13 protein-coding genes are annotated in these 17,088 nt (G+C 63.4%); 4 read left to right on the forward strand and 9 right to left on the reverse strand.

What is annotated here, in order from left to right; translation table 11 throughout:
- Positions 1-251 precede the first annotated feature (251 nt).
- A complete protein-coding gene (locus ACBG85_RS30070) occupies positions 252-3,104 on the forward strand; it encodes a (Fe-S)-binding protein (protein ID WP_322943263.1) in 2,853 nt (950 codons plus the stop codon).
- On the opposite strand, the gene ACBG85_RS30075 is transcribed toward ACBG85_RS30070, so the two are convergent.
- From ACBG85_RS30075 to ACBG85_RS30100, 6 genes are all read right to left on the reverse strand, one after another.
- Complete coding sequence (locus ACBG85_RS30075) at positions 3,101-3,793, reverse strand: TVP38/TMEM64 family protein (RefSeq protein WP_054186546.1); 693 nt, start codon at positions 3,791-3,793, stop codon at positions 3,101-3,103. The genes ACBG85_RS30070 and ACBG85_RS30075 overlap by 4 nt on opposite strands.
- A gap of 557 nt (positions 3,794-4,350) precedes the next feature.
- Complete coding sequence (locus ACBG85_RS30080) at positions 4,351-5,640, reverse strand: MFS transporter (RefSeq protein WP_054186547.1); 1,290 nt, start codon at positions 5,638-5,640, stop codon at positions 4,351-4,353.
- The gene (locus ACBG85_RS30085) at positions 5,637-6,752 is read right to left on the reverse strand and encodes a PLP-dependent cysteine synthase family protein (protein ID WP_054186548.1); all 1,116 of its coding nucleotides are present in this window, start codon (positions 6,750-6,752) and stop codon (positions 5,637-5,639) included. Before ACBG85_RS30085 ends, ACBG85_RS30080 begins: the two co-directional genes overlap by 4 nt.
- Positions 6,753-6,854: 102 nt before the next feature.
- The gene (locus ACBG85_RS30090) at positions 6,855-7,274 is read right to left on the reverse strand and encodes a hypothetical protein (RefSeq protein WP_082661399.1); all 420 of its coding nucleotides are present in this window, start codon (positions 7,272-7,274) and stop codon (positions 6,855-6,857) included.
- A 398-nt stretch (positions 7,275-7,672) separates the two neighbouring features.
- Positions 7,673-8,080: a four-helix bundle copper-binding protein gene (locus ACBG85_RS30095; RefSeq protein WP_082661398.1), complete on the reverse strand. Its 408-nt coding sequence runs from the start codon at positions 8,078-8,080 to the stop codon at positions 7,673-7,675.
- A 420-nt stretch (positions 8,081-8,500) separates the two neighbouring features.
- On the reverse strand, positions 8,501-9,112 hold the full coding sequence (locus ACBG85_RS30100) for a TetR/AcrR family transcriptional regulator (protein ID WP_054186550.1): 612 nt from the start codon (positions 9,110-9,112) through the stop codon (positions 8,501-8,503).
- A 77-nt stretch (positions 9,113-9,189) separates the two neighbouring features.
- Between ACBG85_RS30100 and ACBG85_RS30105 the strand changes: the two genes are divergently transcribed.
- Positions 9,190-10,647, forward strand: coding sequence for a DHA2 family efflux MFS transporter permease subunit (locus ACBG85_RS30105; protein WP_372027954.1), 1,458 nt, complete (start codon positions 9,190-9,192; stop codon positions 10,645-10,647).
- Between the two features lie 737 nt (positions 10,648-11,384).
- On the forward strand, positions 11,385-11,891 hold the full coding sequence (locus ACBG85_RS30110; RefSeq protein ID WP_054186552.1) for a hypothetical protein: 507 nt from the start codon (positions 11,385-11,387) through the stop codon (positions 11,889-11,891).
- A 434-nt stretch (positions 11,892-12,325) separates the two neighbouring features.
- Here ACBG85_RS30110 and ACBG85_RS30115 read toward each other — a convergent pair whose 3' ends face one another.
- The 3 genes from ACBG85_RS30115 to ACBG85_RS30125 are packed head-to-tail and all read right to left on the reverse strand — an operon-like array spanning position 12,326 to position 16,021.
- Positions 12,326-13,396 (reverse strand): NAD(P)/FAD-dependent oxidoreductase, encoded by a 1,071-nt coding sequence (locus ACBG85_RS30115; RefSeq protein ID WP_054186553.1) that lies wholly within the window; start codon positions 13,394-13,396, stop codon positions 12,326-12,328.
- A 17-nt stretch (positions 13,397-13,413) separates the two neighbouring features.
- Positions 13,414-14,658 (reverse strand): MFS transporter, encoded by a 1,245-nt coding sequence (locus ACBG85_RS30120; RefSeq protein WP_054186554.1) that lies wholly within the window; start codon positions 14,656-14,658, stop codon positions 13,414-13,416.
- Positions 14,659-14,668: 10 nt separating this feature from the next.
- Positions 14,669-16,021, reverse strand: coding sequence for an NAD(P)-binding domain-containing protein (locus ACBG85_RS30125; RefSeq protein ID WP_054186558.1), 1,353 nt, complete (start codon positions 16,019-16,021; stop codon positions 14,669-14,671).
- Positions 16,022-16,120: 99 nt separating this feature from the next.
- On the opposite strand from ACBG85_RS30125, the gene ACBG85_RS30130 reads away from it, so the two are divergent.
- Positions 16,121-17,002 (forward strand): metalloregulator ArsR/SmtB family transcription factor, encoded by an 882-nt coding sequence (locus tag ACBG85_RS30130; RefSeq protein WP_054186559.1) that lies wholly within the window; start codon positions 16,121-16,123, stop codon positions 17,000-17,002.
- Positions 17,003-17,088 lie beyond the last annotated feature (86 nt).

The raw sequence follows: 17,088 nt of genomic DNA on the forward strand, positions 1-17,088 counted from the left end.
GCTACTAAGGTCCGTAGTAGTTTAGAGTGTCGGTCGGCTGCGAATTTCCCGGCGATTTCCGTCTCCTCCTGGTGTCGGGTGGGGTACGCACCCCCAGTTCGTTCGATCGCTGCGACAGGTTTGGCGCCATCGCGTGTCCTGGCCTTTGATGACCTCGCGATAAGTTACCGGCAAGTAACTTGACGTGGTGTGTACTAGTTGAGTACCTCGGAGGCCGGTTTCGATAATGCCTTCAAAACAGAGAGACGACGATGAATAGCCTGACCATCACACTCGGCGCAATTGGTGTGCTGCTAAGTGTTTTTAGCTGGAGTTCCTTCGTGAGTGGTGCGTTGAGGATGTTCAACACCGTGCGCATCGGCCAGTCGGCACCTGATCGATGGCGCCCGTTCTTCCCTCGCTTCAAGCAGATGATCATCGAGTTCATCGCGCACACGCGCATGAACAAGTTCCGCAGCGTCGGCTGGGCCCACTGGCTCGTCATGATCGGTTTCGCGTTGGGGATGTTCGTTGCGATGGAGGCCTACATCCAGACCTTCAACCCCGCCGGGGGCTGGCCGTTTGTGAGTGGCTGGGCTGCCTACCATTTCATCGATGAACTGCTGGGTCTCGGCACTGTTGTCGGTATCACCACGCTGATCGTGATCCGTCAGCTCAACCACCCGCGTCTGCCTGCGCGCCTGTCCCGGTTCGGCGGCTCCAACTTCAAGGCCGCCTATTTCGTCGAGACGATCGTCTTGGTCGAGGGCCTGGGCATGATCATGGTCAAGGCCGGCAAGATCGCGACCTACGGTCACGCCAACCCGTGGACCGACTTCTTCACCATGCAGGTCGCCAAACTGCTTCCCGCGAGTGTGGTCATGGTCTCGGTCATGGCGTTCGTGAAATTGATGTCGGCGATGGTGTGGCTCTACATTGTGGGCCGCAACATCACCTGGGGCGTCGCCTGGCACCGCTTCTCCGCGTTCTTCAACATCTATTTCAAGCGTGAAGACGACGGCACCGTCGCGCTCGGCGCGGCAAAGCCCATGATGTCCAAGGGCAAAGTCCTGACGATGGAGAACGTCGACCCCGACACCGACACTCTCGGCGCCGGAAACATCGAAGACTTCTCTTGGAAGGGCTGGCTCGACTTCACCACCTGCACCGAGTGCGGGCGTTGCCAGTCCCAGTGCCCTGCTTGGAACACCGGAAAGCCGCTCTCCCCCAAGCTGCTCATCATGTCGCTGCGTGACCACGGCTACGCCAAGGCCCCGTACCTGCTCGCTGGTGGACGCAAGGACATGGGCGGCGACGAGATCGGACTCGTCGACAGCGAAGGCAACGTCAAGGAAGCCGCACTCGCAGCCATCCCCGAGGCCGCACGCCTCGAGGCCGACCGCAAGCTCGTCGGTGAAACCGTCGAAGGTGAGATGGCCCCGGTCATCGACGCCGAAACCTTGTGGAGCTGCACCAACTGCGGTGCCTGCGTCGAACAGTGCCCCGTCGACATCGAACACGTCGACCACATCATCGACATGCGTCGCTACCAGGTCCTGATCGAATCGGAGTTCCCCTCCGAGCTCGCCGGCCTGTTCAAGAACCTCGAGAACAAGGGCAACCCCTGGGGCCAGAACTCCAAGGATCGCCTCAACTGGATCAACGAGATGGACTTCGAGATCCCCGTCTTCGGCAAGGACGCCGACAGCTTCGAGGACTACGAGTACCTCTTCTGGGTCGGCTGCGCCGGCGCCTACGAAGACCGTGCCAAGAAGACCACCAAGGCTGTCGCCGAACTCCTCGCCACCGCGGGAGTGAAGTTCATGGTCCTCGGCGCCGACGAAACCTGCACCGGCGACTCCGCACGTCGTGCCGGCAACGAGTTCTTGTTCCAGCAGCTCGCAATGCAGAACATCGAGATGCTCAACTCGGTCTTCGACGGTATCGAGCAGAAGAAGCGCAAGATCGTCGTCACCTGTGCGCACTGCTTCAACGCCCTCGGCAACGAGTACCCGGAGGTGGGCGGCGACTACGAGGTCGTGCACCACACCCAGCTGCTCAACCGTCTGGTGCGCCAGAAGAAGCTGATCCCGGTTGCGTCCGTGAGCGAAGACGTCACCTACCACGACCCGTGCTTCCTCGGACGCCACAACAAGGTTTACGACGCTCCCCGTGAACTCATGGAAGCCTCAGGCTCCAAGCTGGTCGAAATGCCGCGTCACGGCGAACGTTCCATGTGCTGTGGTGCCGGTGGTGCTCGCATGTGGATGGAAGAGAACATCGGTAAGCGCATCAACGTCGACCGCGTCGACGAAGCGCTCTCCACCAACCCCAAGAAGATCGCCACGGGTTGCCCGTTCTGCCGCGTCATGCTCACCGACGGCGTCACTGCCCGCCAGGAGCAAGGCCAGGGCGAAGGCGTCGAGGTCGTCGACGTCGCGCAGTTGATGCTGAACTCCGTCACCCGCCTCGATCCCGCCCAGCTCGGCGAGAACATCAAGGTGATCCCGCGTGAGAAGGCCCCGGTCGCTGCTGAGGCAAAGGCTGAGACTGTCGAGCAGGATCGGGTCGCCGAAGTCGAGGAAGCCGCCGCGACTCCGGAAGCCAAGGCTGCACCGGCAGGCAAGGGTCTGGCCATGAAGGGCCTCGCCAAAGCACCAGGCGCAAAAGCTCCCGGCGCCAAGGCACCAGGCAAGGGCCTCGGAATGGCCGGCGGGGCAAAGGCTCCCGGCGCCAAGAAGGCGGCTCCCGCTGCCGAAGCTGCTGCACCGGCCACACCTGTGGCAAAGCCCAAGGGGCTCGGTCTTGCGGGCGGAGCCAAGGCTCCCGGCGGCAAGGGACTGCAGATGAAGGGCGCCGCCAAGGCTCCTGGCGCGAAGACAGCCCCTGCTTCTGAAGCACCTGCCGCTGCACCTGCTGCACCGGCCACACCTGTGGCAAAGCCCAAGGGGCTCGGTCTTGCGGGCGGAGCCAAGGCTCCCGACGGCAAGGGACTGCAGATGAAGGGCGCCGCCAAGGCTCCTGGCGCGAAGACAGCCCCTGCTTCTGAAGCACCTGCCGCTGCACCTGCTGCACCTGCAGAGGCTCCGCCAGCTGCCGAAGTCGAAGGCGGCGACTGGTCCTAACGGATTTGCCGCTCGTGTGGCTCTGTTTCGACCGACTCTTGGGAGTGCCTGGCCCGCGATACGGGCAGGCGGGCGTCTACCAGCAATCCCGCAAGCCCGACCGCTATTCCTATCAACGTCACGACCATCAGGACAGGGTTCGCCCCCCCGGACAATGCGTCACCGAGCAACACTGCTGCGACAGTGCCAGGCAGAATCCCCACCACCGTAGCCGCGGTGTAGGGCAGTAAGCGCACCGCCGAGAGTGCGGAGCAATAGTTGACCAGGGCGAACGGTGCCGGGGCGATGAGTCGCAGGGACCCGACTGCGAGCCACCCTCGTTTGGCCAGTCGGGCATCGATGGCCTTCACCGCGGGGTGCGTCATCCGCGCTTGTACCACCGTGCGACCAAGCGCCCGCACCAGCAGGAACGCCAGCACAGCGCTGACAGTTGTGGCGCCGATCGCGACGGCGACTCCGCCAGTGGGACCGAACAACAGCCCGGCGCTGACGGTGAACACCGTTCGCGGCACCGGAGCGATTGTCAGCACCGACTGGACCAGAAAGAACACCAATACGAACGCTGGACCCACCGACTCCGCCCAGTCCCGCACCACGGAGATCGACGGGCGGGGGGCGAGGGCGGCGGCCACTGCCAGCACCGCGAGGACCGCCACGGTAACGAGGAATCGTGCATTGCGCAGGATCATAGGTCTTCGCCGGGTACCGCGGCGCGGGGATCTGGCGTAGGAACGCGCATTCGTCTTTGCGTTGAGGCAATCATCTCGCTGCGCAGTATCTTCCACGCCGATCGGGGGTAGACGCCCGACCGAATTGCATCCAGATCTGAGGCGGAGACAACGGTGCCGGTTTGTGGGGCGAGAATCCCGTCGTTGGGGCGAACGGGTTGTGGAGGCGATGGCGCACTGGGTGGCCTCCGCCTCCCACCCTTGTCATTGCGCAGTGCGACACCACGCCGACAGCTGGTCGATTCGGTCGGGAGGACGTTACCCAGTTCAGTGTGAGACAAACCCTCGCGAGTCAGCCAGATTTCAGTCAGCGCATCTCGTCGTCGAAGGCTCGGGCGTCGACGACCTTTGCGCCGCCCTTGTCGATATCTCGGGGACAGTCGGATGGGACAGGGAACTCGTCTGATCATGCACAACTCCTGGTCGAGCGCAGAGTACCGGTGTTTGCCAGAACCCCACCCACTCGAAACTGCGTACTTGGGCGGGATTGCGACCTCACTACATCGAGGCCCCGGAGACTAGCTGGGGGCCGGTACCTCATCGGTTTCGGTCACCGTGGTCTTGAGCGGCGAAGGGGAGAGCCGGGCGGACCGGTCGAGCAGATACAGGGCGATCACACACACCGCCCCGACAACAGATAGCGCCACCCAGATCAGCGCGCCCAGACCTGCTTCACTGAGGAATCCGAAGACAGCGCCGGTACCTAAATTGCCGAGCAGGATGCCTATCCCGATAACGGTGTTGTAGAAGCCGTAATGGGTGGCCACGAGCTTGCCGCCCGAGAGTGCGACCACCGTATCCATCTCGAATGGAAACACGGCGGCGGTGCCGACCGCCAACAACGCAGCGGTGAGCACCAAGGCGCTGGCGGCAGCCCATCCCCCGAGAGTTTCTGGACTGGGCAGCACGATCAGGGGCAGGAATGCCATCGCCATGATCGTGATGCCGACGACCAGGCTTCGTCCTGAGCCCCACTTTCCGGAGAACCAGGATGTTATCCGCAATTGTCCGGCGATCGCCACCACGCCCGAGACCACGAACAGCGAGGTCACCAAGGCGGTGTCGGAGCGGTCGTCGCCGACCACAACCGCCGCCTGCAGCGGCAGCGCCAGATAAATTTGGAACGAGAGGACATAGGATCCGATCATCGCCAGCGCGAACAGCACGAAGGGCCGATTCCTTATCACAAGTCGCCAGTCCTCGAGGACCGAGGTCTTGGCTGCGGTTGTCTTCGACCTGTGGGCAGGTAACGCCCAGATCTGCACGATTGTCAGCACGGCGAAGACCGCGGCCGCTACCAGCGAGGTGACCCGGAAATCGAGGGTGGTCAGAGCGAGACCGATCAATGGGCCCAGCAGAATCCCGGCCTGATAGAACACGTTGAACACCGCGAACGCCTCGACCCGCCGTGGCCCCGCGTCGGCGGCCAGATATGCCCGCACCGCCGGATTGAACAGCGCACCGGCGAACCCGGTGGCGGCCGACGCGAGCAGAATCGCCGGCAGCGATTCCACCGCCGCGAGCAGCACGAAACCGGCGACCCGCAGCAGGCAGCCGGCGACGATCAGGGGTTTGTAGCCGAGGCGGTCCGCGAGCGTGCCCCCGAGCAGGAACATCCCCTGCTGGGAGAAGTTTCGCATGCCCAGAACCAGACCGACAGCCCACGCCGCCAGGCCCAATGGGCCGGCCAGGTAGCCGGCCAGATAAGGCATCAGCATGTAGAAACCTACGTTGATGGAGAACTGGTTGACCATCAACACCTGAGCCGGCCGGTCGAAGCTGCGGAATTGGGTCAGAAGGTTCTTCATGAAACGCTCTCTGTGGGGTCGACCACGGTGGCACACCGGGTCCAGGACTTCACGATCTGGTCGGCGGGGTGGTCGATGGTCGCCGGATCGGCCGGAGGGTTCACGTCCGATAAACCGTGCTCGGCGCAGTAATCGTCGTTGTAGATGGTGTCGAAGTAGCGCTGCGGTCCGTCAGGGAAGACAGCCGCAACCCGGGCCTCCGGTGGGCTGGTGCGAGCGATCCAGCCGGCGGTCAGAGCGACAGCACCCACGCTCCAGCCGCCGCTGGCGTGATGGGTGGACGCCAGGGTGCGGCAGGACCACACGGCTTCCTGGGGGGCCACCCAGTGCACTTCGTCGAAGGCAGCGTAGTCGATATTGTCGGGATAGATACTCGAACCCAGTCCGCGCATGAGCCGGGTGCTGGCTGGTTGTCCGAAAATCGTCGATCCGACGGTGTCGACGCCAACCAGTTTCAGATCTGGACAGAACCGGCGAAGCACTCGGGCGATACCAGCGGAATGTCCGCCGGTACCTACAGAGCAAACCAGGGTGTCAATGTGGCCGAGCTGGGCCATGAGTTCATGAGCGAGTGGTTCGTACGCCTCGATGTTGTCCGGGTTGGTGTATTGGTCCGGGCACCATGACCTCGGATGTGCATCGAGAAGTTCACGGACCTTCTCGCGCCGGGCTTGCTGCCAGCCGCCGGTGGGGTGCGGTGCGGTGACCAATTCGACGTGGGCGCCGTAGGCGGCGAGCATCCGGTGCACGATCGGTTCCAGACCGGGGTCGGTGACGAGGGTGACGGGATGGTGATGGGTGATCCCGGCCAAGGCAAGGCCCAGGCCCAAGGTTCCACTGGTGGATTCGATGATCATCGCGCCGGGAGCGAGGTCGCCGCGTGCCTTCGCCTTCTCGACCATGTGCAGCGCGGGGCGGTCTTTCATCCCACCAGGGTTGCTGCCTTCGAGTTTCGCCCAGAAGCCGCGGCCGTGGTCGGCGAACGGTTCACTGATCCACAGAACGGGGGTGTTGCCGACCATGGTGCTCGGATGTGGGTAACGGTGAGCGGTGGTCAGCAGGTGGGCGGCGGCGGACGGTGGAACGAGTGTGGAGGGAACAACAGTGTTCATGATGAGTAATCCCTGTATATGACTGCGACGGGGCAGTAGGTGAGTGAGGGCAGCACGAGCTGGGCCATGAGGAGAAGTCCTCGATGGCCTGCGGGCTGCTGATCAGCACCTGTTGATACAGAGTTCGTTCAAGAGGATCCGGCCGTGCCGGATAGGAATGGATAGATCCGGCGGGGCCCGCGGAGCGCGCGGAGCCGATATCGCCACCAGCACCACAGCCAGGGTCATCGCAACGATCGCGGCGACGGTCAGCGGGCGGAGTGGATTGTCGGATCGGGGCATGGCGACGACGGTGTGCGCCTCGTGCGCTACGTGTGTCGATCCGTTGTCGATGTGCGCGTGGTCGGGAGCCGTTTCCGCGGTCAGTGATGAGGTGGCGGACGTGATGTGGAGGTCGATGCCCTCATCGTGGGCGTGCATCAGGGAGATCCCGCACTGGGCAATTGTCTGAGCGAGCAAATAGAGGGTAGCGGCGAGCGCGAGTACGGTCCGCGAATGCGGGGTACGTATCGCAGATGCCATCACAGTTTCACGACTGTAGCAGCGGGAATCGGTGCACGGTCTCGTCGGGAAACGGCATGAACTCTATCTAGTGTTGAAATATTTTGGCCAGCAACTCTTTTCGCTGGCGTCACATGTTTCAGGTCACTTCTGTGTGACTCTAGCCGAATCCAGATGAACTACCGCTGTCTGTCGTTCCAAGAAGCCGATGACTCGCAAGGCATCGGTAGAACTGAAGATGAGTCCCGATGCCTCATTTTCGAGGACCGTTCTGGCGGGTTGGCGCCACCCGCGCTTCTTGGGGATGGTGCTTATGCCCGTGCCTTGCCACCCACAACGGCTGGGCAATCCGGCATGGAGTGCCTGATGAACCATTCTGCGCACGTGAGTCTGGGGAGGTATTCGGGTGCGCGTGGACGTCAACCAAGCGTGGAAATTAACTCGCGGCAGGCATGCTCACAACGATGGCATGCTTTGGCGCAGATGTCACAGTGCTCGTGCATCGACCCGTGTTTGACGCATTCGGCGCCGCAGGCCTTGCAAGCCGCCGCGCAGGTTTCGAGGACCGTGCGTGTGAGACTTTCGTCGGATCCGGTGTGGCGTGAGAGCACACGTCCGGTTGTCTGACAGATGTCAGCACAATCGAGATTGGTGCGGATGCATTTTGTGAGATCGGCAACGGCAGTCTCGCTCAAACACGCGTCGGCGCACGCCGTGCATGCTTGCGAACAATCAGTACACAAGTCGATGCAGGCGACCAATTTAGAACGGTCGATACCTCCAAGATCCAGTGGGTAGGTGTCGAGCATGGATGAGGTGGTACTCACGATGACTCCCCTCTTTAGAGTGCGCGCCTGCAGGATGTGCCATTCGAAATTCTGCTGATACAGGTCACCGTTTACCCGTTACCACGTACGGACAAACTGTGATTGACAGGATTCGGGGTAGTAGCAATAGATTAGATAGTCAGTTGCTTCACATTCGGTAAACCGCCGCAAGGTGGCGCACGCGGGGCGCTACCACATTGAAAACGGCACGCGTGAGTAACATTGCGAGTCTATTCGCCGACCTCGCGCGGGCACGCGTTTTAGGCCTCAATTCCTGCGGCAACGGCGACTCGATGCCTCTCGATCTGGTGAGATATCACGGCGACTGCACGACCCGTGGCTGACCGCCTTGAGTATGGGTTCTGTTTGATCTGGCGATGAATACCGGTATTCGATGTCAGTCGGGACGTGCAGGTGCCGTTAGGCGGGTCGTGCCCCTTGGGGGGCTGGGTGTGTCTCGGTCAGTGCGCTGAGGGCCGGTCGGAGGATTCGCTCAAGATCGCTTTGGTCGGCTTGGGCCATGGCTGGGACTTTCAACAGATACCGAGCAATAGTGACTCCCAGTGTGCAGGCGTTGAGCACCGCTGCCCGCAGCTCAGCGTCGTCACCGCCGATCGTCGTTGCGACGGTCGCTTGAGCCGGCGCCAGGACCTGATCGCGCAAAACCTGTCCAGCGAGGGGATGGGTCAGGCAGCTGCGCAGTAGCGCCTCTGAGCTGTCTCGCTGTGATGGGTCTTCGAATCCTGAGAATAGGTGTGCCGCAGCAGCTTCGGGAAGATCGGCGATAGGCGCCTCGATCAAGCTGTGCAGGTCGACGTCGGCCTGTGCTGCTGCGGCGAATAGTTGCTCTTTGTTGCTGTGTAGCTGCATCACCAGTGCCGGGTCGATCCCGGCATCTGTAGCGATGGCCCGGATCGTGGTGCGGTCGAAGCCGTGCTCGGCGAACTGTCTGCGGGCCGCCGACAGGATTTTTGCTGCAGTGTGTTCTTTGCGCTCGGCGCGTGAAATCTTCTCGGGCTTTTCCTTCACCATGTCGTTAACTCTACGGGTGTTGACTGAAACTGCCTTTCGCTCTACGGTCGTTGAGTGAAACGATCGGAAGGTTGCTGATGACCGGTACAGCGAGTGCGACTCCGCCGCCGCAACCAGCGGTCCCGGATCGAAAGCGTGGACTTTGGGCGTTGGCAGTGTTGGCGGGCAGTCAACTACTGATCGTGGTCGACGCGACCATCGTGAACGTGGCGCTGTCGGCAATTCGTGACGACGTGGGTTTCTCGCTTCAGGACCTTCAGTGGGTGATCACCGCCTACACGCTCGCGTTTGGTGGGTTATTGCTGCTCGGTGGCCGTCTGGCCGACCGGTTCGGGCACCGTCGGATGCTGGTCATCGGTGCATTGGCATTTGCCGGTGCCTCGTTCGTGGGTGGCTGCGCCGAGACAGCCGCGCTGCTGGTCGCTGCCCGGGCAGTACAAGGAATCGGCGCTGCCGTGATGGCGCCGGCAGCGCTGGCGTTGTTGATGAGAGTTTTTCCGGCGGGCCGGGAGCGGACGGTGGCCTTGGGAGTGTGGGCCGGTGTCACCGCTGGAGGTACCGCGCTCGGTCTGATCCTGGGGGGAGTCCTGACTCAGGTGTTGTCGTGGTCGTGGGTGTTCTGGATCAACGTCCCGGTCGCGATCACCGCTGCCGGGGTGGCAATCGTTGTCTTGCCGGCAGGGGAGGGGGATCGAGCCGGCCGGATCGACGTGGCAGGCGCGCTGACGGTGACCGGCGGCTTGATAGCACTGGTGTATGGCTTGGTCCGGACGACCGACACGGGATGGGTCTCGACGGAAGCCTTGGTAGCACTGGGGACGGCGTTCGTGCTTCTGGCGGCATTCGGATTGTTGCAAGCCCGTCGGAGCGATCCGCTGGTGCCGTTGCGACTTTTGCGAAACCGAACCGTGTTGGGAGCGGATGTGACCGGTTTGATCTTCGGCGTCGCGATCTATGCCTTGTTCTACTTCCTCAGCATCTTCCTGGCCACTGTTCTCGGCTACAACCCTGTGAAGGTCGGGTTGGCGTTCCTGCCGATGACTGTCGCCATCGCGATCGCGGCACGACTGGCTGGAGGGCCCCTCGCATCGGTTCGTCCGCACCGCCTCGCTGCCGGTGGTTCGCTACTTGTTGCCTTCGGTGTCGCTCTACTGATGAGCATCGGACCCGCCGCCGGTTACTTGGGCACTGTGTTGCCAGGGGTGGTACTGGCTGGGCTCGGTTTGGGTTTGGCCTTCGCGCCGCTGACCGCGGCGGGAGTCTCTGGCACGGATCCAGCCGATGGTGGGATCGCCTCGGCGCTGTTCAATGCAGGCCAGCAGCTCGGCGGTGCTATCGGTCTCGCCGTCCTCACCACGGTCAGCGCTGCAAGAACTGCTCAACTCGTCGCCGATGGGAACGTCCCAATCACGGCCATGGCAGCCGGCTGGAGTTTCGGGTTCGGTATCGCCGCCATCACCGCTTTTGCCGGGGCGGTCGTAGCTGCCATCACTCTCAAACCATCGGCAGCCCGACCAAACCGGCGAGTTGTGTAGACGTCATCACTCTCCTCCAGAGGCCAATCGCCGGGTCCGCGTCGCGACACCGGCCCTGCCAACCCACTGGCAACCACACTGCACGACAGCACCGCACAATCGATCAAGAACGTGCTTCCATCCGCGTGGGCGTAGCTCCCGGACCAGGTGGAGAGCACGGTACCAACCCACGGTCCGAGGTCACGACGATGACGATTGGTGCAGACATGAGCCCGTTGAGCCGCCCGCAGTGTTCGCCGCCTCAGCGGTCGGTGATAGTAGCGGTGACCTGGATCAGGGTGAAGATGCCGCGGACCAGTCCGGCGCCGATGGCGATGCCGATCAACGCCGCCACCGAGTTCGCGAGTCCCAGCCATGCGGTGTCAGACCGACGACAGCGATAACGATCATTGTGCGTACTCGCACACTGGTCTTCGTTGCGAGTGGTAGGTAGACGATGCGGCCGATTATCGGGCGGCGCTTCCAATCCGAGGGGGCTGTTTCCGTCATTGTGAGTGCCTCGATGCTGCGACGTCCGGGACGATTCCAGTCGCAGCAGGCTGGTGCACCCCGAAAGTGGCGACCGACACATTCGTTGACTTTCAGGGCAGTCACAGTCTTCAATTAGCCCACCCTCACAAAGGGTAGCCTTTCTCGCGTGGTCGATCCGATATCCGGACTCTCGCGCACGGGAAGGCATCAGGTTCACATGTGCCGCGGGCGGGGGCCCGGCGACCAACGACAAGGACATCATTCTCGTGGCTACTTCCACCAAGCGGCGCCTCGCCGGCGCCGGCGTCATCGCCGGATTCTCCGCGCTCGCGCTGCTCGCCAACCCCGCGATCGGTTCCGCAGCGGTCACCGGATCGGCGACCGTGAGCGCGAACGCCGGCGCCGGCACCATCACCACCTCGATCACCGGATTGACCACCACCAAACCCTTCGTCAAGTGCGAAGGCACCGTGTACCGGTCGGATGCAACGGTTCTCGACTCCACCACCAAAGTCGGCCAGAGCTTCCTTGTAACGGGTTCGACGATGGTCGCCGGTCAGATTTTGACCAATGCAGCGGGCGTCGGAACATCGGCCGTTTTCCCTGACGGCGAGTACCAGGTGCGCACCAAGTGCAAGGAGGAGGGCGATGTCGACTACCAGGACCCGATTCCCTCGGTGCGGGTCACCGTCACTTCGGCCACTGCGGGTGGCGGCAGCGCTGACTTCGGTCTCGACGATCTCCTCGATCTGTTCGGCGGATTCGGCAGCTAACTTCGTAGGAAACCGGTAGCGGCTGACTCTATGGGTGTCAGTCGCAGCCGCGTTTCCGGATACGCCGGTATCGGACGGGAACGATGCGGACCGCGCGTCCGAAGGGCTCGACGAGCATCCCCCAAACACGCACCATCCGGATTCGGGCGGTCGCCGTCGAGGCACTAAAACCCTGGCGCGGGATCACTGTTTCCTTCCTCTGACGATTCGTTGTTTTCCTGGAGGTGAAGTGATCGTCGATGCGGCATCGGAGGAGTCCGCCGAGGACACTGTTGATCGCACACCCTTCTCCACGCCTGTCGACGCATCCACAGAGATCACCACATGGCGAGAGAAGCGGAAGTCGGGTCCACACTGTTCAATGGGACGGGAACCGGTTAACAGGAGGTCAGGCCGTGTGCGGTCGCTATGCCAACCGAAGCTCAGGCCGGGCATTATTCGTTTGGATGCAACCGAGCGACGTCAGCAGGTGTGAGTCGTCGGATGACGTAGTGAGCATCGCGGCCTACCCCGCGTAGGGATGCGGACGAGAGGCTTCGTTGCCATTCCAGTCCCACGTATCCGAGTCCTGGGTGGGTGGTGGACAGGCCTTTCTTGTGGCGGGGATGGCCGGTGTCGGTGAGTGCCTCGAGTTCTGTGAGGTAGTTCAGGTTGGGTGTGTATCCGGTGGCGAGGATGACCGCGTCGACGGTTGTTGTGGTGTCGTCGGGCCAGAAGGCTTGGTTTCCTTCGAGTTTGGTGAACATGGCGCGGCGTTGTGGTGTGCCGGCGGTGAGCGCGGCGCGGTAGCGGCCGGTGTCGAACACCGGCGACGTCGGTGGGCGCGTGAGAAGATGCCCGATCGGGAGGGTGTCGATTCCGGTGTACTTGAACCAGAAGTGCATGTCGCGGCGTAGGGGTCGTTGCGGGGCGAATGTCACGGGGTTTCGGCTGGCCAGGATCACATCGGCTGTTTCGGCGAGCTCGGCAGCGATCTGTACTGCGGAGTTCCCTGCGCCGACGACGATGACGTTCTGCCCCGTGTAGGTGGTGGGTTCGTGGTAGTCGGCGGCGTGCACAACAGTCCCGGTGAAGGCATCGAGTCCCTTCAGCGCGGGAATGTGTGGAGTGCCGAATCCTCCTGTGGCGGCGATGATTCGAGGTGCGGTGTAGGCGGGTCCGCTGTCGGTCCGGACGGTGAACTGGCCGCCGCTGGTGGTGACGGTGTCGGCTCGTTCGTTGACGTGGATGTCCGCATCGAGAGTCTTCGCGTAACGCCGGAGGTAGTCGACGACGTCGTCGCGGCCGGGATAGCGGTCACCGTCGCCGTCGAACGGTAGACCGGGGAGGGAGCTGTACTTTGCTGGTGAGAACAGGGTGAGGCTGTCGTAGTACTGCGGCCAGGAGCCGACGGGTTCGCTACCTGCTTCGATGATCGCGGTGTCGAGCCGCTGGCGGCGCAGATGGTGGGCTGCGGCCAGGCCGGACTGACCGCCCCCGACGACGATGGTGTCGTAGTGCGTCATGAGAGTTTCTCTTTCGGTCAGGAGGGGATCGGAATCGTTGTCGTGCTGGTTGTGCGGATGGCGGGGATGCTTGCGGCGCTGATCAGGGCGCCGACGAGGGCGATCGCTCCGAGAACGAGGTAGGCGTGGACGTAACTCCCGGTCCAGGTGGAAAGCACGGTGCCGGCCCACGGCGCGAGGGCCATGACGATGACGATCGGCGCGGACATGAGTCCGTTGAGCCGCCCGTAATGTTCGCTACCCCACCGGTCGGTGATCGCGGTGGCCTGGATCAGGGTGAAGATGCCGCGGACCAGCCCGGCGCCGATGGCGATGCTGATCAACGCCGCCGCTGTGCTCACCAGTCCCAACCATGCGGTACTCAGACCGGCAACGACGATGACCGATACGGTGCGCACGCGGACACTGGTTTTCGCGGCGAGGGGCAGGTAGAAGATGCGGCCGATGACCTGACCGGCACCGCCCAATCCGAGTGTCAGGGCGGCGAGGCTCGGGCTGAACCCGCGTTCGATCAGCAGCGGAACGAGGTTGAAGACTCCGGCGAACGCAGCGAAGGCGCCCGCCGCGAGCGCGACGGTGAGAGCAAGGAAAGCCGGATTGCGGGATGTCCGGCGATGATCACCGGACTGTGCGTGCGGTAGACGAATCGGGTCAGGCCACCGACCCCGCAAACCCCACACATGACCCGGGATAGTGATCACGGCGAGGATGACGGCGAGGACCAGGTAGGTTGTGCGCCAATCGAAACGATCGGCCAGAGCGACAGACAGTGGCGCGAACACCGTGCTGGCCAGACCCGCGGCGAGGGTGAGAATCATCAGTGCTTTGACGTAGTTGTCGCCGTACCAGCGGGTCAGGGCGGCGAATGCCGGTGGATACAGCACCGCGCCCATCGCAACACCGGCGAACACCCACCCCGCGAAAAACAGGGGGAGGGTGTGAGCTGTCGCGATGACCACCAGTGCGGGTACAGCGAGGACGGATCCGGCGGTCATGATCCAGCGGGGCCCGTGGCGATCGAGGATCCGTCCGACAGGGATGCCGACGACGGCGGCGACGAGTTGGCTGACCGAGAACGCCGCCACGATCACCGAGGTCGACCATCCGGTATCGCGGGAAATGGCTACCGACAGAACAGGAAACGCGTAGTACAGGATTCCCCAGCTGGTGATTTCGGTCAGACACAGCGCCACCAGGACCCGCCGCAGCCCCGACGGGTCGAGGCTGACGGGGCGCTGGGGCGGATCCTCGATGGTCGTCATCGGCTGCGTCTTATCCGCAGGAGTTGGAACTGCCGGAGGGGCTGGACAGCGAGATCAGCTCCGGAGCCGGTGCGGCGCAGCAGCCGCCCTCGGATTCCGCGGTGTCGGGTTCGTCGAAAACACCTGCGCCGCCGCAGACTCCGGTTTCAGGGAGGATCAACTCCACCCGGGCAGCGGCCTCGTGGTCACCGGCGAGTTCTGCGGCGATGCTGCGAACCTGCTCGTAGCCGGTCATCGCCAGGAACGTCGGCGCACGGCCGTAGCTCTTCATCCCCGCCAGGTACACGCCGGGTTCGAGGTGGCGAAGTTCTTTCGCGCCGTGCGGATACACGGTGCCGCAGGAGTGGACGTTCGGGTCGATCAGAGGCGCCAGCTGTGTCGGTGCCTGCAGGATGGGGTCGAGGCCCAGTCGGATTTCCGAGAGCCAGGACAGGTCGGGGCGGAATCCGGTCAAGGTGACGACGTTGTCGACGTTCTCGATCCGGGTGCCGGCATCGGACACCAGTGCGAGCTGACCCTTGTCGGCGGATTCGACGGCTGCGGTGCGGAAACCGGTGACGACGGTGAGAAGTCCGTCGTCGACGGCCTTCTTCGCGCGCAGTCCGAGGGCGCCGCGGGCGGGCAGCTCGTCCGATTCGCCGCCGCCGAACGCGGAACCGATAGCCCCGCGGCGAACCGCCCACGTGATGCGGGTTCCCGGGCCTTCTGCCTCGAGGCCGGCCAACGCGACGATGGCAGTCAATGCGGAATGGCCGCTACCTGCGATGACGGTGTGCTTGCCGGCGAACCGAGCGCGGATCGCCTCGTCGTCGAGATCGGGCACACGGTAGGTGATCGCGGATCCGGCAGCCCTCTCGCCGAGGGCGGGCAGTCCTTCCCCGCCGAGCGGGTTCGGGGTGCCCCAGGTGCCGGACGCATCGACGACGGCCTGAGCGAAGACGCGGTCCTCGCTGCCGCCTGGGCGGCGCAGGTGAATGGAGAGAGGTTCGGTCTCGCGGCCGGCGTCGACGACCAGGTCGCGGCCACGTCGAGCGACGCCGACCACCTCGGTACCGAACTGCACCGCATCACCGAGGGCGGCGGCGAGGGGTTCGAGGTAGAGCTGACGCCACTGCTGTCCGGTCGGGTACGCATCTCCGTCGGGAGCGCTCCACCCGGCCTGCTCGAGGAGGAGGCGGGCAGCCGGGTCGACCAGCTCTGACCAGCGGGAGAAGAGTCGGACATGATTCCATTCGGCGATCGCGGCACCAGCGACGGCGCCGCGCTCGAACACCAGCGGCGTGAGTCCTCGTTCGCGCAGTTGCGCGGCGGCGGCGAGGCCGATCGGTCCAGCTCCGATCACGACAACGGGTAGTTCGGTCATCACACATTCCTTTCATCGACAATGATCGATCTTTAATTCGAACTGTATCGACATCAGTCGATGAATGCAACCATCGACGAAGGTCGATATAGTGTGTGCATGACATCGCTGCAGACCCCGACGGTGCGCGTCGGCGATTCGGACCAAGGTGCGGTCGACTCGAACGTGCTCGAGCAAGCTGACGCCGACACCTACGCACAGTGGTTCGCGTGCCTGGCCGAACCGATGCGGGTCCGGCTGCTGCACCGCGTCGCGAGCGCTGCTGGCGGGATCACGATCGGGGCTCTCGCCGAAGCCCTGGGGATCGGGCAGCCCACGGTCTCCCACCATGTACGCAAGCTCGCCGACGTGGGATTCGTCAGCCTGCGCAAAGAGGGGACCAGCACCGTTGTCGCGATGAATCCGACGTGCTGCGTCGCGTTGCCGCAGGCCGCCGACATCGTGATGGGAGTTCTCGCGCCGCGGCCGTGCTGCCCGAGCGATCTTCCCGACGATGTCGCCGTCCGGTCCATGTCCGATGACGACTGGGACGCCGTTCTGCGGATCTACGGCGAAGGCATCGCCACGCGCAACGCCACCTTCACCACCGAAGTCCCCAGCCGGGAGTACCTCGATGCGCAGTGGCTACCGAATCACCGCTGGGTCGCCACCATCGACGACGTCGTCGTCGGCTGGGCTGCCCTGAGTCCGGTGTCCGGGCGGGACTGCTACCGCGGAGTCGCCGAAAACTCCGTCTACGTCGCCGACGGGATGCGCGGGCGAGGTGTCGGAAAAGCGTTGCTACGCAAGCAAGTCATGGCAGCCGACGCCGATGGTCTCTGGACTCTGCAGACATCGATCTTCCCCGAAAACCGTGCCTCCGTCTCCTTGCACCATTCGGCAGGTTTTCGCACCATAGGAATCCGGGAAAAGATCGCCCAACTCGACGGCATCTGGCGCGACACCGTCCTTCTCGAACGCCGGACTTCCACGCATTCCTGATTTTCTGAACAGCAATCGAAGGTCGTTTCGGCAACCGATCCGTCATGTGCGATCAGCGACTCGAAGCAGCGCTTGGTGCGAGTATC

Source organism: Rhodococcus sp. NyZ502, assembly GCF_041464245.1.
Taxonomy (GTDB): Bacteria; Actinomycetota; Actinomycetes; order Mycobacteriales; family Mycobacteriaceae; genus Rhodococcus_F; species Rhodococcus_F qingshengii.